Genomic DNA, 18,718 nt, shown 5'->3' with positions numbered 1-18,718 from the left:
AAAAGCCCAGCAAACTGCCGGGCTTTTTAGATTTCTTAAAAAAACAAAATTAGAGTTCTATTTCTTTTGAATAACGCTGGGCAGAAGCCGCTTTTCCAACACTAATTTGAATTTTAGAAGTTTCAGGAATACGCTTAATTTCGATTTTTTCTAGATTAAGAGCAGGCAAGGAATTGCATTGCTTGCGCTGGATTTCCTCGTTTTTTGTCTTATTTTTTGCGTGCATTTGCAAAAGAGCATAAGGCATCTCTGAGTTCGTTCCAATATTTTGTAAATGCAACTTTATAAATCCTTCTTTGAGAGGAACTTCAATATCCGCCTCAGAAAAAGTCTCTGTTCCTGATTGCTTAATCTTACCCTCAGGAGCTTCCGGCAACTCTACGATAATAGTTACTCGATCAGGCTCGTCCGCTTCGATTTTATAATTTATCGGGAAAGATTGAAATTGAGCTTGGGCTCGCTGACGCCATTTTTCCATTTTTTCAACATTTCTATTAAATCTTTCATGCATTTGAGAAAAGAATGGTGCAAAGTCATCAAATAAATCTAGAAATAATTTCGGCACCTCATAAGTCGTTTCACAATCAGCCTCAGGCTTTATTTCCGTAGCCTTTGGTTTTTCTTCATCGCACCGAATTTGTAGCGCGAAGGAATTCACAGCCACAAATGCACCAAAGAGAGCTATCTTTTTCATAAATGTTCCTCCTAACAACGTGGTTTTAATCGAAATCATAATAGCCCAAATTACTAACAGAGACAATATCCTGGCCACCAGGGCGGCATACTATTTTGGAAACTCCCTTTTATCGAGCAAAAAAATGAATAATTGCCCCGTTTTGGCAAACAGGATCGCTATTTTAGCTACTCTTTAACGCTTTTTTGTGATACAATGATTCAAATTAAACCTTTTATTTGATAATCATGGTCAAAAAAACAGAAACCTCACCCACCGATCTTATTTATGGTATTCATCCTATCGTTGAGCTTTTAAAAGCAAAAAAACGAAAACTGAGGATTATTTATACCACTAAACCTACTCCAAAGGCTTGGAACCAAATTGAATCTTTGCTGCCTAAAGGTATGCAAATTCAGTATGTAGAACGGGATGTTTTAAATAAAATCGCTGGTTCAATCGATCATCAAGGGGTTGTTGGGTATGCATCTCCAATGCATATTAGATCAAAATTTTTCGATCCTCAAAAAGAACGCTTCCTTCTGTTACTTGATGGAATTCAGGATCCCCGCAATCTAGGAGCTATTTTGCGCTCAGCCTATTGCACGAGTTGCGACGGGGTTATTCTCATAAAACGTGGCGGTGTTTCTCTTACACCTGCTGCGTTAAAAGCTGCTGCCGGGCTTGCAGAATATTTGGATATTTACGTTGCTCCTTCTATTATGGCGGTCACACCGCTTTTAAAAAAAGCTGGTTACCATATGTACTTGGCGGTACTGCAAAATGGGCAAAATGCTCATGAAATTTCGTACAATTCACCGATGTGCTTGGTGATTGGCAGCGAAGGTACTGGTATTTCTCAAGAAATGAGAAAAGATGGAACGTTAATCACATTGCCTCAACGCCGCGGCGATATTTCTTATAACGCATCGGTTGCTGCCGGTATTTTACTTTTCAGCGCTGCTAGCCAGTTGAAAAAAATTTAGTAAATAGACGAGAAATCGATTCGTACGTTAACCACGGCAGAAACGTGATTATGCTCCGTTCGCTATATTCTTTAGCAATCCAAGCAAAAGTACCCGGCACCGATTTTTCTCGATTCATAAATAGATCAATCAACACTCCCAAAAAAATCGTATTGAACCAATAATTTTTTGTTAAATTTTCGGAATCAGAATCCTCAGGATCTTGAGCGATATAGTTGAGCACAACCCAAACTCCCGTAATAACAGCGGCGGTTGCATAGGGATGATTTTTGCATGCATTAGATGCTATTTGGGGAATCTCAGTCAGAGTCGGCGCAATGGCTGCTTGCATTTGACAAAAATAACAGAACAAAACTAGAAATCCAATTTTCTTCATTTCCTCTCCCCTACGCTTTCTAATCTATGAAACGAATTCTAGATTTGGCAAGAAAGAGAACGATCTTCAGCAAAAAAAGAGCGTGTTTAAAAAAAAATGATCCATGATGCGCGCGAACTATTTTCACCAATGAGAAATTAATTTATTAGACAAATTTATTGATTAATGCAATGGGAAAATAGTAAAAAGGTAAGGAGAGTGTGCCGTGCGATTGGGGTTCGCGCGCGCACAAAAAAAGGGGGGATAATGAATCGCCAAAAGGTTATTTTATACCTTGGTATCGGTGGCTGCGCAGCTCTTATTTGCGCAAGCCTAACCTTTTGCGTTATTTCAGCACTCACTCCAAATTCATTCACTTTCTGCGTTGATCCGCTTATTACTCACGAAACCGAACAAGCAATAATCAAAACTGCGCATTATTTGTATAACACCAAAAGTGAAAAACCGTGGCACGTTCAGCTAAAAGAAACGTACCCTATTATAAAATCGATCAGTTGGAAAAAAACTAAATCACACTCATTGCTCGTCAATATAAAAATCGATGCGCCGTGGTTACTCGCAAATGATAATTTAGTGCTTACCGAACGCGGAGCACTCGTTTCTCGCTCTCTCTATGCTGCACATTATACGCAGCTTTCACGAGTTACTATAAAATCGTCTGCAAACTATTTAGAACCATATTGCATGAGTTGGTTAGAGCAATTTCCCCCATCATTTTTTGCAACACATGCTATCACTATAGAAAATGCAGGCTCAATTATTGTGCAAGATCTTGCAAAAAAACTATTCCCGATTCGCTTAAGAGCGGAACAAAAAATTGACGAATCAGTTATTGATCAGTGTTGTGATGCGCAAAAAAAGTTGGTGGAGCAAAAGAAACTAAAAAAAATAATACCAACCGCCTGGCTGGCCGATATTAGATTTAACAAGCAGATAATTGTGTACCAGGCCAAAGGTAGGGAGGAAAGAGGATGAAAGGAAATATTTTTTCTGAACTTATTGTTGCAATAGATATTGGGACAACCAAGATCTGTGTTCTGGTAGCACAACAGCAATCGGATGGCACGCTTGAAATTGTTGGTATTGGAAATTCTCCATCACATGGACTAAAAAAAGGTGTCGTGGTAGACATTGCAAAAACAGTTCAATCAATAAAATTGGCAGTTTCAGAAGCTCAACTTATGGCGGGATGCACGATTGACCGTGCATGCATTGGCATTTCGGGAAGCCACATTAAATCTTTGAGCTCTCAAGGCGTTGTTCCTATTAAGCGTGGACAAATTTCTCGCCAAGATATTGCCAATGTTCTGGCTGCCGCACAAGCAATAGCGCTCCCCGAAGGGCAACAAATTCTTCATGTTCTTCCGCATTATTTTGTTATCGATGGAAACGAACGAATAAATGATCCTTTTGGTATGTACGGCGTTCGGCTTGAAGCAAATGTTCACATTATCACAGGCGGCACAGCCTCTGCGCAAAATCTGATCAATTGCTGCGAATCTGCTGGGATTAAAGTTACCGATATTGTACTAGAGCAATTAGCATCTGCTGCTGCAGTCCTTTCTCCTGACGAGCGAGAACTTGGCGTAGGCATGCTTGATATTGGCGGTGGCACCTCCGATTTAGCACTCTATGCGCATGGCGCAATTCGCTATACGCATGTTATTCCTGTCGCTGGAAATCAATTTACCAACGACCTTGCCGTCGGTTTGCAGACAACGCTCCTTGAAGCCGAACGCATAAAAAAAGAGTTTGGCAGCGTGCAAGAAATTGATAATGACGCAATTATAAACGTCGCTTCGTTGCAAGATGGGCAAACGCATGATGTTTGGCTTCCTGAGCTGAGCGGCATTTTGCGTCCACGCGCAACAGAACTGCTCATGATGGTAAAACAAATTATCGATAGCAAACAACTCAATCAAACAATAACCGCTGGATTTGTTCTGACTGGTGGCGGTTCACTGCTCGATGGCTTAGTTCCACTTGCGCATGAAATTTTGAAAGTTCCCGTTCGCATCGGTAGACCACGATTGGATCATACAAACTTTATCACTCTCACGACGCCGCTCTATGCTACAGGTTACGGACTCTTGCTTCATGCACTCCAAAAAAGCAATACTTCTACTGATGGGATATCGGGCCCCCTCGTATCGCGTATGGTGGCTCGAATGAAATCATGGGTGTCCGACTTTTTTTAGGAGAGGGTATGTTAATCTTTGAATCTGAGAATAAAACAAATGCTCCAATAGCGCGCATCAAAGTCATCGGCGTGGGCGGAGCCGGCGGCAATACGGTAGACAGCATGATCGATACCGGCTTTGAAGGTATTGAATTTATTGTTGCAAACACTGACGCACAAGCACTTGAAAAATCCAAAGCCGAACATAAAGTGCAAATCGGCTTAAAATCTACCAAAGGGCTTGGCGCTGGGGCAAATCCCGAATTAGGTAAACGTTCTGCAGAAGAAGATCTCGACAAAATTCTTGAGCTCGTTGCAGATGCGGATATCGTCTTTCTAACGGGTGGACTTGGCGGCGGAACCGGATCTGGCGCACTACCGGTCATTGCAAAAGCGTTACGAGAAAAAAATATTTTATGCATCGCGGTAGTAACAAAACCGTTCCAATTTGAAGGAAAACGGCGCGCATCGGTCGCAGACGCAGCATTAGAAAATTTGAAAAAAGAAGTTGACACACTTATTGTGGTGCCAAATCAAAAACTGCTTGATGTAGTAGACGAAAATATTTCGATGATTGATGCTTTTTCAATGATCAACGGCATATTACATCGCTCAGTCAAATCTATTTCCGATATTATTTCAAAACCGGGGCACATTAACGTTGACTTTGCTGATGTGCGCACCATTATTAAAGATCGCGGCCTTGCGGTGATGGGAACTGGCATCGCTTCTGGAACTAATCGTGCACAAAAAGCGGCACTTGATGCGATAAACTCTCCTCTTCTTGAAAATATGAGCATCGCGGGAGCAAAAGGTGTTTTATTAAATATTACTGGCGGTACTAATTTAGGCCTCCATGAAATCCGGATTGCTGCATCAATCGTGCATGAACAAGCAGATATAGATGCTAATATCATTTTAGGTTCAGTCATCGATCCGTTGCTCATAGATGAAATTCGCGTAACTATTATCGCAACCGGATTTAGCTCAGCTCAGGCCGAAATCGCGAAAGTAACGCCTAAAGAAATTACTCCTGCGCAATTTCAACGTGCTGAGGTAAAAGTGCAACAAACGCTACAGGCTGAACCAACTCAATCATCCGTTCCGTTTGACGATCTTGATGTCCCTACCTTTATGAGACAAAAAAAACAATCTGAACAAGACCTAGTTTAAAAAAAAAAAGAGGGGCCAATAAAACGGCCCCTCACCCAAAAAAAACTACTATTTTAAATGTGCGTTATTTATAAACTTACGCTCACGTTATCAAGCGTACCGCACACAAGGCTTGGAAGGCCTGGATCTCTATTAGAAAGGCTTCCATTAATAATTGGCAGCTCAAAACCTGGGTACGTAACTGAGTAATTGATGCTGTTGTTGAAACACTGATTTCTGATAAAAAGAGACGTTGACGGGTTTGCATTATCAATAATCCCAAAAGAGCGTTCGCCACTATTATTGCTTACTAGATTCTCCTCAATTTGGCACCGCGTACAATTGTCCGCTAATTGAATTCCGTAAGCATTCCCTTTTGTTGATACAACACTGCGAATTGTTGAGTTATTAATATACGAGCCGTCTTCATTGCTCAAATAAATTCCTGAAGAACCTTGATCCGCCTGCTGGCTTTGCACAGAAATCTTTTCAAGAATAGTGCCAACGCCTTTTTGCGAATAAAACCCAAAACATTGGCCGCGCGCTTTACCAGAAACACTTTGGGACGAATTGATCCAGATATCTTTGCAGGTATCCATATAGAAACCGGACACTACATCTGAACCATCACCACTTGCCGTATTTGTTGCGTAGGCCAAACAATCCCGAATGATTCCTTCTGTGCAGTTTTCAAACATATAACCGGCAGCAAATTGTTTGCCAACTTGGCCGATGGTACGATTGTTGGAAAATTCAAAAACAGAGGAGTTTTCAAAGTGTACCCCAGCACTGCGATCAGGAGATACCAACTCGTTACCTTCAAAATAACAGGTTGTTATAAGTGTACGCGTGGTGTTGAACGCATGAACGCCTGCAGTCACTCTTGAACTACCTGGGATAGTATCTGAAACACTCGTGTTTCTTATTGCTACATCCATAATGCCGGATCTATCTCCTATGAAGTTAATGCCGGCATCGGTGCAGCCCTTAATGCTAAGACCATCCAAAACAATATCAAAGCACCCGTCGTTAACAACAATCCCATTTCCGGTGAAACCAGCAATAATCCCATTGCGAATGGTAACATTAGAAAGATTCGGCGCTATTGAAACGCATTTAAATCCTGGAACGGTGTTTTCAGGATCTTGCCTAAAAATATTTCCGCCCATGTCGATCACAACATTACTCGTATTAATAATAATCATGCTATCATCAGGATCGGTTGGGGAAGCGGTCATTCCTCCTCCGTAAAGATAATAACCCGGGTTATCGTACACGATAGCTACGGAATCTGCACCAGCTTGTTCAATAGCAAAAAGGCACACGAAAACAATTGCAACAAAATAGTTTATGTTCATTATTTATCCACTCCAACAAATCATTCTATGATCCCCTAGAATATTAAGCCTAAACCGTTGGGATCATAAAATTATTTACGGATTTACGCCCACGTTATCCAGCAAGCCACCAGTATTTGTAGGCAAACCTGGCGTACTCGATGATAAACTTCCTTCAATAACCGGCAGCGTTACACCTCCAGCATAATTTATCGCAAAATTGACAACATTATTAAACGAAACATTATGAGTGAATAGTGAACTGCTATTTACTGCGCTATCAGCTATACCAAACGAATAGACACCTTCAGTATCCAAGACAGTATTTCCATGAATATAGCAATTAGCTGAACCATCGCCTAATTTTATTCCATTTGCAGTACCGGTGGTTGAAATCGTTTCGCGAATCACTGTATTTTGAATCGTCGTTTTCAATTCATTAACAAGATGAATCCCGCAAGCACCCGCAAAGCCAATATTACTTTGTCCTAAGCAGCCATTAAAACTGTTTTTCTGCCCATTTTGAGAGAAAAACGCATGACATGTTCCTGTAGACGCAAGACTAAACGCACTTTGACATCCTGAAAGAATCGTACGCGTACATCCGTCTAAAAAGTATCCAGCTGCAACATCAGAACCATCTCCACTAATAGTAGAGCTTGAATAGACGATACATTCATTCATAATCCCTACATTACAATTCTTGCAAAGAATGCCGGCAGATAGCTGCGATGCGGTTTGCTGAACCGATTGACATCTCTCAAGCTGGAACCCTCCCACATTTTCCAAATAGATTCCTGCCCCAGTTGCCGATGGTACCAATGAACTGATCTCAAAAATGCAATCCTGAATTGCTATTCGTTCAGCATTTATGCAAGAAATTCCATGAGCTGCTGCGCCATCGCTCGATAATACATCGTTAACAAAACAGTTCTGAATTTTGACGTTCGTTATGCCAGAGGTGGTGCCTACCATAGCGATTCCCGCATCGGTGCAAAAAGCGCTCGTCACATTATTAAAGAAAATTTGATCGCATCCATCGCTCACGAAGATTCCCGTTCCCGTAAATCCAGCGATTATACCGTTTTGGATCGTCACATTTTGCACACCGGGGGCTATAACAAACCCTTTAAATCCCGGCACCCCTAGGGATGAGGGATCCTGGCTAAAAACATTGCCGCCAAGATCGATAACGAGGTTGCTTGCGGCTAAAACAAACATCGCATCGTTTGGATCTGTTGGGACTGCGGTATAGCCACCCCCGTAGAGAAAATGCCCTGGAGTATCGTAGACAATAGAAACAGACGCTGCGTTCAAATATGCGCAGGCGATTATCGACACTAAAAAAAACTTTATTAAGCGATTCATAGGGTTCATGTTTTCAAAAATTGTGTAAATATTCATACATCAACTAATCGGTTACGGTGCAAACGCGATATTTATATATTTGCTAATGCTCGAGATGGTAGTAAAATCTGCTACTGAAGCGTTTGCAACAGGAAAAACTCGCGGCAGTATTTGGGTAACATCATATGCGGCCGTTGTATTCTGAAACGCAAGATTGCCTACGATCAAATTATTTGAATTCGAGGTTGTATCGGTCAAACCAAATCCAGTGCTTCCGCTATTTGCTATAACTTGGTTATACCAAATATCGCAATTTTGTGGCCCATCAATTAAAATTCCGTACCCAACACCCGCTACGCCACCATCATTTAAACGACTCTTACACTTCAAAAGAGAAGATTTGGTTTCTGTACCATTCAGATAGAAGCCTGAAGCAATTGTGGCGCTTGCATTATTTAACGATTGGCAAAGTATGCACAAATTATCAGAACCATCTATCAATTGATAGCCATATGCCTCGCCCAATGAGTTGTTCGTATGTTTCACGGCGCAGTTTGAAATCGTTGTATGCGATGATTGATTTATTAATAATCCTGTTGCTCTGCTTGAAACTGCACGCGCGATCGTATTGAAGACTGAGCAATTATTAACGGTCGTCCACTGACATTGAAAAAGACTTACCCCAACACCAAGCGCGTTTCCGCCATTATTATGCGCTACAGTATCTTCAATCCTGCTGGAATCGCACGCTTCAAGGCTAATTCCAAACCCTGAACTAACCGTTCCACCATCGTTGCCTTTAATGGTGCAATTTTTGATCGTTATATTTTCGCCATTTGATACACGTATACCATACGTCGTACTTGCTTCGCTTCCTGTGCACGATGAAACCAAACAATTATCTACCACAATATCTTTTACCGGATTAATTGAAACGCCATTTATAATAATCCCGCCATCATAGCAGGTAGATACATCTATATTTTCGATTCGTATGTCGGTGCAACCTTCGCCAACAATAATCGCTTTGCCTGTTAAACTTCTAATAGAGCCATTTCGAATGGTAACGTTAGTCAGATTTGGCGAAATCACGACACCTGAAAATCCACCAACAAAATTATTCGGATCCTGTGTAAACGCGTGCCCACCTAGATCTACAACCACATCGCCAACTTCTATGCAAACCAATGAGTCATTCGGATCTGTAGGGTTTCCTGTATTATCGGCTCCATAAATATAATTTCCTGGACTAGAAACAACAGAACAGACCGAATCGGGCCGCACAACTGACGACGCCAGCATCAATGACGCTAGTATTAATTTTTTTCTCATCTTCTATCTCCTTATTTGTAATCAACACAATTTTAAACTAAAATATCACCTACTTTTTTTGTTTCTATTTAATTTGATGGGGAAAACCTTATATTTCACCACCCTTCATCCAGCACAAATTGGTTTTATGAATTTCTCATATGATCGTCCAACCAGATTTTGCACTGCGCTAATTTTGAATCGCAAGATTTTCCCAAGCGCCAATTATGCCATTCATGTTGCTCGTTGGTGGTGCGGCAGGGTTAGTTATGGATCCACTATAAGCAGCCGGAGCACTTATCTGATTAGCCGCAGTTGTATTATTATTGAACCCGATGGTTCTATAAAAAAATGCTCCTGGCGTTAGAGCTGAGACAAAAAGTCCAAATGAGTTGGCAGCACTGTTACCAAGATTTCGCTCCGCCAGAGGTGATCTCAGAGTCCACGTAGCACCAGGAGTAAGACCTCCAAATGCGATTCCTTGGCTTATTAAAGCGGAAGTATTATAAGCAGAAACACAATCCAATAATAAGCCGTTTGAAGCGGTCAGAATTTGAAAACCCACTGCGCTACTTGCAGCGTCGGAATTAGCATTACCATTGGCGGTGCAACCGATAACTGCTACGTTATTTGAGCCGCCATCAAAAACAAATCCGCGGGCACCAACTCCGGTATTACCATTAGCACTACAATTATTAAAATACGTCGTTGGAGCATTGTTTAAGCTAAATCCTATACAGAGTCCAGCGCTAGATGTGTTTCCAGCAACCGTAGAATCAATAAGACTATTGGCGGTCGTGGCAGTCGTCAGGCTTACCCCGGTCAACGCAGTCGAGCCGCTATTATTTTGAATAAGACAATTAGTGAAACTGTTTGAAGACCCACCAATAACGCTTATTCCTGTCAAAGCATTAGTTGTTGTATTCGATTTGATTGTTAAAGAATTAAATGAGCATTGCGAAGAGGTGTTTAGGAGCGCACCTGTCCATGCAATAGTCGCACTTGCATTCGCAATAGTACAATTATTTACTGAAAAGTTTGCGCATGAAAGCATGTTAATTGGGGCGCCCCCTGCGGTAGTTGCACAATTATAAAACTGACAGTTTGTTACCGCCCCGTCAACGACCCGACTCCCTGCAGTTCCCTGAAAATCAACACCGCTCACTCTGCAGTTGAGGAACTCTACATTTTGTATCGTAATCTGTGAGCACGAACTGCCGATCCTGATGCCCGACCTCGTTACATTAGAGATTGTTCCATTTCTTATCACAATGTCGCTTAGTCCATTATTTATAAGAATGCCATCAACGGATGCGGTAGCATTTCCTTGTGAAATAGTGTAACCGCCCAAATCGAGCACGACATCGCTGACGGTAATATTTATTATGCTATCGGCAGCTGCGGGAAAGCTCGAAATAGTATCACCTAATCTATAAAATCCCCGCTGATTTATGAGCAATTCTACCGCGCGCACTGGCGGTGTAAAAACTACAAAAAAAAGCAAGACTAATTGAATTGTAAAATCACGATACCACATCTCTTTCCTTATTTTTAAATTCATGCAGGCACCGCCAAATTAGTCCACGGTTGAGTGATCGCATTAAGAAACTGAGTTGCTGGCGAAGCTGGGACTGTTTGAGGAAAACCAGTGCCACTAAATTGCGCTGTACTATTATTAAACGCTACGTTTCTATAGTATAAATCTCCAGTTGCATTAACAGCATCACTAACTCCATTGCCAGTTGATCCCGTATTTCGTGAAAATAGAGAATCGAATATAATAGATCTTGTCAAGTTGGGAGATGCAACAAGACCGGAACCAGTTCCAGAAGAATTAGCGTTTGATGCTATACAGCGCCCCAAAATCGTTGATGTAAGAAATAGATATCCATTTACAGATGCTGCTGTAGTCGCCCGTATATTATTTGCTATACAATCAAGCAGAATATTGTTTGATCCTGCGATAAAAAACCCAGAAATACTGTTGTTACTTGTGAGTATATTGCTAATCGCTCGACACTGTGTCAGCACACAATTATTTCCGCCTAAAGAAAAGCAACTTGCACTGCCAAAGCTTGTATTTCCGATCACAGAACAATTGCTGAATATGCTGTTAGAATCATTGCTATCAAAACCATTAAAAAACGTTAGCGACCCAGAGCCCCCAGAACAATTAGTAAAAATGACGTTTGAATAGTTATTATTGACTGAGGCAGCATCTACTGAAACTCCATTAAGATTGCCAGTGCTCGAAATGTTTTGAATTGTGATAGAATTAAACCGACATTGCGAACACGTCAGTTTGATACAATTAAGGGACGTTGTATTAGCCGTTCCAGCAATTATAGAATTGCCAATTGAAGAGCGACTAACATTACTCCACAAGATCACGTTGTTCCCCGTTGACGAACAACCGTAAAAGCGGCAGTCGGTTAATTCAATATCGGTTATGCTTCCTGCCGATCCATCGGCAGTCATTCCTGCGCTAGCACAGTTTTCAAAAAGAATATTAGAAATGCGAATACGCGCATCGGTCGAAGTCAGAACGAGTCCAGTTCCCGTGACACTTCTGATCGTACCATTGCGAATAACAATATCGCTTAAATTCGGATTTATCACTATTCCAGCTACATTGGCAGTCCCATTCGCCTGAGAGATAACGTAACCCCCCAAATCAAGAACCACATCGCTTGAGGTTATATTAATAATATTATCTGCGGCAGCTGGACTACTTGTAATCGCATCACCAAGCAGATACATTCCCGGCTGGGAAATTGTTAATTCAGTTGCGTTGCTCAGCAAAAAAATATGAACAATATAAACTACCAATATATTTTTTAATCTAAGCATTATGTCTCCGCATGTAGAAATATATCAGCATCGCATGCTCCACGTGTAAAAACTTTTATTCGTTTTCATATCATAAATTTTCTTTTTTAAATTCACGTCGCCACCGCCAAATTAGTCCACGGTTGAGTGATCGCATTAAGAAACTGAGTTGCTGGCGAAGCTGGGACTGTTTGAGGAAAACCAGTGCCACTAAATTGCGCTGTACTATTATTAAACGCTACGTTTCTATAGTATAAGCTGCCAGTGGTATTAACGACATCGTTAACCCCAATCCCAGATACTCCGATATTTCTTGAAAATAAGCAATCGAATACGGTGCATCTGGTTGCAATGTTATCGGCGGATAAGCCAATCGCCAGAGATGTGCCTGCGGAATTCGATCCTACGCAACGTCCGATAATGGTTTGAGGAGCACCCGCAGTACTATAATTAACTACCACGGAGGAGGCCAAACCGGAAGAAACACAATCAAGGAAGATATTGTTTTGATTAGTAGTTGCAAATCCGGCGAAATTACCTGTTGAAGATGAATTGCCGATAGCTCGACACTGCGTTACTAAGCAATTAGTGCCTGTTAGAAAAAAACAAGGTTGAAGTCCAGATATAACCACGCATCTATTTCCGACAACAGAGCAATTGTTAAAAATACTAACAGCATCGGCACTATTGAAACCATTAAATGGCACACCAGAACAATTGGTAATCATGGAATTTGAATAACTATTATAGAGAGAGCCAGCAGTTACAAAAACTCCATTTAGAGCGCCTGTACTTGATACGTTTTGAATTGTGATAGCATTCAATCGACATGACGAACATGCCAAAAGCTGTATGCAATTAAGGGAAGTTATATTAACCGTTCCATCAATTACGCAATCTGTTATAGATGAACGATTTACTGACCTGAAGGAAATGATTGCCGTTCCTGTCGTTGAACAACCATAGAATCTACATTGACTCAGCTCGATATCACTGAGCGCACCAAGCGACCCATCTCCAGCTAACCCTGATGTTGCGCAATTTTCAAAAATCACATTTGCTATTCTAATGCGAGAATCGGTCGCGACGAGAGAAATCCCTGTTCCTGTAACATTCCGAATGGTGCCATTGCGAATCACAATATCGCTTAAATTCGGATTGACGACAATACCAGCAACGTTGGCAGTCCCATTCGCCTGGGAAATAACATACCCCCCCAAATCGAGAACCACGTCGCTTGAAGTTATATTAATTATATTATCTGCTCCGGCAGGACTACTTGTAATCGCATCACCAAGCAGATACATTCCCGGCTGGGAAATTGTTAATTCAGTTGCTTTGCTCAGGAAAAAAATATGAACAATATAAATTAGCAATATATTTTTTAATCTAAGCATTATGTCTCCGCATGTAGAAATACATCAGCATCGCATGCTCCACGTGTAAAAACTTTTATTCGTTTTCATATCATAAATTTTCTTTTTTAAATTTCACGTCGCTACCGCCAAATTAGTCCACGGTTGAGTGATCCCATTAAGAAACTGAGTTGCAGGAGAAGCGGGGATAGTTTGAGGAAATCCTAAAGCCGGCGTAAATTGCGCTACATTATTATTAAAGGCTACGTTTCTATAATATAAGTCACCTGTCGTTGGAACTGAATCCGTTACCCCAAAGCCAGTGGTGCCACCCGAACCAATATTTCTTGATAAGATAGAGTCAAATATGATGCACCTTCTAGCGTTAAGGCCCGTAGCTCCACTTGCTGATACGCCTGAATTATTTGAAGCCACGCATCTGCCTACTATGCAACCGGTTCCATTTAGTTGAAAGCCTTCTACGCTATTCGGACTAGTAAGGGTATTCACAAGAGAATCCAGATATATATTGCTTTGGACTGAGATGAGCCCGTCCTCTCTAAAACCAGTCACATTAGACGCACCGCCACTATTGACCGCTTGGCATTGCCTAAATATGGTGCTTAAAGAGCCACTAATATTAAAAGACCTAAGAATGTTGGTCGCACTGTTTTGTATCACCAAGCAGTTATTATAAATTGATGCGGTACTCCGCGTAGAAAACCCAAAATTGTTACCGGTATTCCTATTATTCCTGTTGATCACGTTTGAAAAATAATTAGATGCGCAAATGTTCTCATCAACACCTATGAAATCTCCCGATGAACTATTATTTTGAATAGTAATATCGATAAAACTAGAAGCGGTACAATTGCGAACATTAAGGCACGTAAGAAGAGATGTGTTACTCGTCCCATCGATGATACAATTCGCTATCGAAGAGCGATTAACATTATTCCATAAGATCACGTTGGTACCAGTTGAACTGCACCCGTAAAAACGGCATTGTGTTAATTCAATATCGTTTATGCTTCCTGCCGATCCATCGGCCGTCATTCCTGCACTTGCGCAGTTTTCAAAAAGAATATTTGAAATGCGAATGCGCGCATCGGTTGAAGTCAAAACGATTCCAGTTCCTGTAACATTCCGAATGGTGCCATTGCGAATCACAATATCGTTCAAACTTGGATTGACTACAATGCCAGCAACGTTGGCGGTCGCATTCGCCTGGGAAATAACATACCCACCCAAATCGAGAACCACGTCGCTTGACGTTATATTAATTATATTATCTGCTCCGGCAGGACTACTTGTAATCGCATCACCAAGCAGATACATTCCCGGCTGGGAAATTGTTAATTCAGTTGCGCCTGCGGGCCAACAAAAATTCAGTATCGATATCGCTAGAAGTGCTACAAATCTCATCATCTACCAGCCCTTTTTTATGCCAGATTGTTTTATGTCGCGACACTGAGATTCGTCCAATAAAGACACGATGTACCGGGCGGAACCGTGCCGACACCATTAATATTTTGGGTAGAAGGAGCAGTCGGCGTGGTAACTGATCCGGCCGGGACGCCAACCAATTGAGCAGAGCCTGCAGCTGCCACATTATTATTGAATCCAACGTTTCTTGTAAATAAATTATTGGCACCAACGGTAATATTTGCGCCAAAAGAATTAGCGTTACTGGACCCTTTATTGTTACTAAAGAGGCAGTCGGTAACAGCGCAGTTATTGCTGGCCGCGGTTACAAAAGCGATCCCAGCGCAAATGCCACCAGTTGAAACATTATTAGAGCTAATACAACGGCGCACGGTATTGGTTGATCCGTTATTGAAAGAGATGCCGATAGTGAGCCCGGTTCCTTGATTTGCAGAAACGACCGCATCTGTCAAAATATTAGAAGCTGAACCTCCCGTAAAAAAAACACCTTGAACTGTTGCTCCGGTGTTTCTCATTATTATTGGTTGACTCATCGTTGTTCTTGTTGCATTAGATAATGAAAGGCAGTTAGTGGTGGCGCCAGTATTAGTGTTTCCTATGATCTGACAGCGATCAACGGTCGCGAGATTTCCACCGAGAGAAAACACAGTAAGTATCCCATTGATTAAGTTATTACTTCGAGCAATACAATTAATAAAACTGTTGTTTGTTCCCGCATTATCTTGAAACATAACATAATTGACAGAAACTGCAGGCGCAAACGAATTGCCTTGAACCACCGTATCTCTTACTGTACATTGAGTGCAGTTGATAAGCTGTACAAAAAACACCGCTGCAGACCCCCCAGAAATAGTGCTTCCCGCAACAACACAATCGCTCACTTCAAATCGCAAACAACTCGTCAATGAAAGAGCGGTGCTTCCTGCGGCAGTAGGACAATTATAAAACCTGCATCCGGTAATAAAACAATCATTAATCGTATTTCCCACAGCTCCGATAAATGTTGCACCAGACTGCGCACATGATCGAAACACTATTCCATTAACCTGAATACGTGAACAGTTCTGATTTACAACTATGCCACGACCGGTAACATTTCGAATAGTTCCGTTTTGCACCGTAACGTCGGTTAACGAACTATTTATAACGATCCCATCAACACTGGCGGTTGCATTTCCCTGAGAAATCACGTAGCCACCAAGATCGAGTATCACGTTACTAGAAGTGATGTTAATGATGCTATCTGCACCAGTTGGATTACTGACAATAAAATCGCCAAGTTTGTAAATACCTGGCTGAGAAACCGTTAGCTCAACTGCTTGAACCGACACAATGAAAAAAATAGACAAGACAAAGAGTGCTAAACTTTTATAATTCATGCTTCCTCAACTATTTTTCCAATTTTTTTCGATAAAAAGTGTGCTTGTGAAATTTCAAATCACTTTAATGCGATTTCCTGCGTATTGTCAATCACCTTGTGCGCAAGAGAAGCTCGGCATTTGGTGCCGAGCTTCTCTTGGATTTACTTGCTTATTAACCTATTCCCGCATTTGTCCATGGATTGGTTAACATACCATTGATACCCGCCATAGATGGTGCTAGTTGGTAGGATGTCATACCAAATCCTGAAAACTGCGTGACATTTTTGACAGCAAGATTTCGTGTAAATGCATTTGCAGTACTATTAATAGGATCAATTCGATAACCAAAATTGTGACCAGCTGAGTATCCTTCCTTAATTACTGTTCGTGTTCCGTTAATTACCCTAAACCCGCAGCTGTTAGAATTTGTTCCGGTCGCGTTATCTGTTGCAATACACGAAATAGCATCGCAGCTTTGTGTTGTGTTGAAATCAAAACCGATAGCACCGAAGTTTGGGAAAGGAACGGTACTTGCTGGAGCAAGGTTTGTCTGCGCTAAACAATTGATAAACGTGTTACCATTGTTATTGATACAATTAAATCCTGTAACAAGGGCACTTGTTGAAGCACCTGTAGACGTATGCGCATTCGATTGACAATTATTAAATATATTGTTGTTGCAATTGGTCGCTGTTAAGAATCCATCGACGAGCGCAGATGCAGTTAACGATGTAGAGCTACAATTGTTGAACGTATTAGACGAAGATGAGCCAACAGCGTCAAGCATAAATCCTCGAGCGTTGCCGATCGCTTGATTATTTGCAGTTGTACAATCATTGAATGTGCACCGAGTTGAATTATTAGTTAGCAAGAATCCACGGAAATCGTTAAGCGCAAGGCCATCATCAACATCTATATCATTACATTCTATTTCAAGACAGTTTTCCAATGTTACCGCCGAAAATGCATTTACATTCAATGCGCCACAATCATTAATATTGATATTCGTTAATTCAGTATTTGCTGTTGATTGAAGATACAGCGCTCTGTCGGCAGCTAAGGAATCGGTGCAACATTTTATTATGTTAACATTCTTAATGTATGCAGCATGAATGCTGTCTTTTGGACCCGCAGCTCCGCCAAGAAGCTCGATACCGCGTATGCCGCATCGAGTAATAGAAATATCTGATATTGAGATTCGTTCCGTATTGCTTTGTACCGTGATACCGCAGCGCGTGAACGCATCAATCTTTCCGTTCTTAATGGTAACATCTGCAAATCCACTATTAACCCTGATAGCATCAGTCGCTACAACGCCACCCCCAGATTGCGAGAATGTATAGCATGAAAGATCGAGGGTAACATCCGAAGCGTTGATTACTATACCTTGCGTTCCTGCACCTGAAGGATTGTAAATAACGTTACTCGCAAATCTATAGATGCCAGGCAGATTTATTACTAGCGGTGTTTGCACGCCGCCGATAGGGCCAAACGTAGCCTGCGTAATATAAACTGGCGAACAGTTATACTGGTCGAGACGATTGAGTACTGAGAAGGTACCATTGCAGCATGCAGCTAACGCACTGAATGTTCCGTTGAAGCCAGCGGCAACTTGTGTAAATACTGGTTGTAAATTAAGGGTCGCCATCACACTAAATGTACCATTAAATCCTGCACCAAGTACGCTAAATGTACCATTGCAACAAGCAGCTAATGCACTGAAAGTCCCCGCTTGATTGGTTATAATTGTTTGCTGATTTGCGATTACTGTATTCAATACTGAGAATGTACCGTTGCAGCATGCGGCAAGCGCACTGAAGGTGCCGTTAAATCCTGCGGCAACTTGTGTAAAGCTTCCTTGGCCATCAGTTAGTATTCTATTGAGCGTTGAGAAGGTGCCGTTGCAACAGGCAGCAAGCGAACTAAATGTGCCATTAAATCCTCCAGCAATTGCAGTAAATACCGGTTGTAAATTCAACGTGCTCAATGAGCTAAATGTACCATTGAACCCAGCGGCAATCGCACTGAACGTACCTTGCTGATTTGTTGTTACCGTGTTTAGTACTGAGAACGTACCGTTGCAACACGCAGCGAGCGCACTGAAGGTACCCGCTTGGTTTGTCAGAACTGTATTGAGTACCGAGAAGGTTCCCGCATTGCTTAATGTATTTAATACACTGAACGTTCCCTGCTGATTTGTAGTGATGGTATTTAATACTGAGAACGTACCATTGCAGCATGCAGCAAGCGCACTGAACGTACCATTAAATCCTGCCCCAACTTGGGTGAACGTACCTTGTTGGTTTACAACTATCTGATTGAGAACACTAAATACTGGATTCAGATTCACCACCGCAGTTAACGAT

General features: G+C 41.6%; 15 protein-coding genes. 4 read left to right on the top strand and 11 right to left on the bottom strand.

Annotated elements, in window-relative coordinates; all coding sequences use genetic code 11:
• Nucleotides 1–49 precede the first annotated feature (49 nt).
• A complete protein-coding gene (locus VHO47_00530; protein HEX2977596.1) occupies nt 50–694 on the bottom strand; it encodes a hypothetical protein in 645 nt (214 codons plus the stop codon).
• Nucleotides 695–921: 227 nt separating this feature from the next.
• Here VHO47_00530 and VHO47_00525 point away from each other — a divergent pair, with 227 nt between their 5' ends.
• The gene (locus VHO47_00525; GenBank protein HEX2977595.1) at nt 922–1,659 is read left to right on the top strand and encodes an RNA methyltransferase; all 738 of its coding nucleotides are present in this window, start codon (nt 922–924) and stop codon (nt 1,657–1,659) included.
• Here the strand turns inward: VHO47_00525 and VHO47_00520 are convergent.
• Nucleotides 1,637–2,035, bottom strand: a complete 399-nt coding sequence (locus tag VHO47_00520) for a hypothetical protein (GenBank protein HEX2977594.1) — start codon at nt 2,033–2,035, stop codon at nt 1,637–1,639. The genes VHO47_00525 and VHO47_00520 overlap by 23 nt on opposite strands.
• Before the next feature lie 246 nt (nt 2,036–2,281).
• Here VHO47_00520 and VHO47_00515 point away from each other — a divergent pair, with 246 nt between their 5' ends.
• From VHO47_00515 to ftsZ, 3 genes are read left to right on the top strand one after another with little or no spacing between them, the layout of a single operon-like run.
• A complete protein-coding gene (locus tag VHO47_00515) occupies nt 2,282–3,010 on the top strand; it encodes a hypothetical protein (GenBank protein HEX2977593.1) in 729 nt (242 codons plus the stop codon).
• A complete protein-coding gene (ftsA, locus tag VHO47_00510; protein HEX2977592.1) occupies nt 3,007–4,233 on the top strand; it encodes a cell division protein FtsA in 1,227 nt (408 codons plus the stop codon). The genes VHO47_00515 and ftsA overlap by 4 nt, the downstream gene beginning before the upstream one ends.
• An 8-nt stretch (nt 4,234–4,241) precedes the next feature.
• On the top strand, nt 4,242–5,387 hold the full coding sequence (gene ftsZ / locus VHO47_00505) for a cell division protein FtsZ (GenBank protein ID HEX2977591.1): 1,146 nt from the start codon (nt 4,242–4,244) through the stop codon (nt 5,385–5,387).
• 68 nt (nt 5,388–5,455) lie between these two features.
• Here ftsZ and VHO47_00500 read toward each other — a convergent pair whose 3' ends face one another.
• The 9 genes from VHO47_00500 to VHO47_00460 all read right to left on the bottom strand — a co-directional run.
• Complete coding sequence (locus tag VHO47_00500) at nt 5,456–6,724, bottom strand: right-handed parallel beta-helix repeat-containing protein (GenBank protein ID HEX2977590.1); 1,269 nt, start codon at nt 6,722–6,724, stop codon at nt 5,456–5,458.
• A 75-nt stretch (nt 6,725–6,799) separates the two neighbouring features.
• Nucleotides 6,800–8,071, bottom strand: coding sequence for a right-handed parallel beta-helix repeat-containing protein (locus VHO47_00495; protein ID HEX2977589.1), 1,272 nt, complete (start codon nt 8,069–8,071; stop codon nt 6,800–6,802).
• 51 nt (nt 8,072–8,122) lie between these two features.
• Entirely contained in the window at nt 8,123–9,382 is a 1,260-nt protein-coding gene (locus tag VHO47_00490) for a right-handed parallel beta-helix repeat-containing protein (GenBank protein HEX2977588.1), read from the bottom strand.
• 169 nt (nt 9,383–9,551) lie between these two features.
• Nucleotides 9,552–10,922, bottom strand: a complete 1,371-nt coding sequence (locus VHO47_00485; GenBank protein ID HEX2977587.1) for a right-handed parallel beta-helix repeat-containing protein — start codon at nt 10,920–10,922, stop codon at nt 9,552–9,554.
• The gene (locus VHO47_00480; protein ID HEX2977586.1) at nt 10,919–12,211 is read right to left on the bottom strand and encodes a hypothetical protein; all 1,293 of its coding nucleotides are present in this window, start codon (nt 12,209–12,211) and stop codon (nt 10,919–10,921) included. Before VHO47_00480 ends, VHO47_00485 begins: the two co-directional genes overlap by 4 nt.
• Before the next feature lie 92 nt (nt 12,212–12,303).
• On the bottom strand, nt 12,304–13,587 hold the full coding sequence (locus VHO47_00475; protein HEX2977585.1) for a right-handed parallel beta-helix repeat-containing protein: 1,284 nt from the start codon (nt 13,585–13,587) through the stop codon (nt 12,304–12,306).
• Between the two features lie 93 nt (nt 13,588–13,680).
• On the bottom strand, nt 13,681–14,973 hold the full coding sequence (locus VHO47_00470; protein HEX2977584.1) for a hypothetical protein: 1,293 nt from the start codon (nt 14,971–14,973) through the stop codon (nt 13,681–13,683).
• 29 nt (nt 14,974–15,002) lie between these two features.
• Entirely contained in the window at nt 15,003–16,370 is a 1,368-nt protein-coding gene (locus VHO47_00465; protein ID HEX2977583.1) for a right-handed parallel beta-helix repeat-containing protein, read from the bottom strand.
• A gap of 154 nt (nt 16,371–16,524) precedes the next feature.
• Nucleotides 16,525–18,718: hypothetical protein (locus VHO47_00460; GenBank protein ID HEX2977582.1), on the bottom strand; the 2,194-nt coding region annotated here is incomplete at its 5' end.

This window comes from Candidatus Babeliales bacterium (genome assembly GCA_036260945.1).
Lineage (GTDB): Bacteria > Babelota > Babeliae > Babelales > JACPOV01 > JACPOV01.
This window is presented reverse-complemented; position numbering and strand designations above follow the sequence as displayed.

Bases quoted from the DNA above. Each gene is read 5' to 3' on its own strand.
- VHO47_00530 (HEX2977596.1), bottom strand. From the start codon at position 694: ATGAAAAAGATAGCTCTCTTTGGTGCATTTGTGGCTGTGAATTCCTTC.
- VHO47_00485 (HEX2977587.1), bottom strand. From the start codon at position 10,922: ATGAATTTAAAAATAAGGAAAGAGATGTGGTATCGTGATTTTACAATT.
- VHO47_00495 (HEX2977589.1), bottom strand. From the start codon at position 8,071: ATGAATCGCTTAATAAAGTTTTTTTTAGTGTCGATAATCGCCTGCGCA.
- VHO47_00525 (HEX2977595.1), top strand. From the start codon at position 922: ATGGTCAAAAAAACAGAAACCTCACCCACCGATCTTATTTATGGTATT.
- VHO47_00500 (HEX2977590.1), bottom strand. From the start codon at position 6,724: ATGAACATAAACTATTTTGTTGCAATTGTTTTCGTGTGCCTTTTTGCT.
- ftsA (HEX2977592.1), top strand. From the start codon at position 3,007: ATGAAAGGAAATATTTTTTCTGAACTTATTGTTGCAATAGATATTGGG.
- VHO47_00470 (HEX2977584.1), bottom strand. From the start codon at position 14,973: ATGATGAGATTTGTAGCACTTCTAGCGATATCGATACTGAATTTTTGT.
- VHO47_00515 (HEX2977593.1), top strand. From the start codon at position 2,282: ATGAATCGCCAAAAGGTTATTTTATACCTTGGTATCGGTGGCTGCGCA.
- VHO47_00490 (HEX2977588.1), bottom strand. From the start codon at position 9,382: ATGAGAAAAAAATTAATACTAGCGTCATTGATGCTGGCGTCGTCAGTT.
- VHO47_00465 (HEX2977583.1), bottom strand. From the start codon at position 16,370: ATGAATTATAAAAGTTTAGCACTCTTTGTCTTGTCTATTTTTTTCATT.
- ftsZ (HEX2977591.1), top strand. From the start codon at position 4,242: ATGTTAATCTTTGAATCTGAGAATAAAACAAATGCTCCAATAGCGCGC.
- VHO47_00475 (HEX2977585.1), bottom strand. From the start codon at position 13,587: ATGCTTAGATTAAAAAATATATTGCTAATTTATATTGTTCATATTTTT.
- VHO47_00480 (HEX2977586.1), bottom strand. From the start codon at position 12,211: ATGCTTAGATTAAAAAATATATTGGTAGTTTATATTGTTCATATTTTT.
- VHO47_00520 (HEX2977594.1), bottom strand. From the start codon at position 2,035: ATGAAGAAAATTGGATTTCTAGTTTTGTTCTGTTATTTTTGTCAAATG.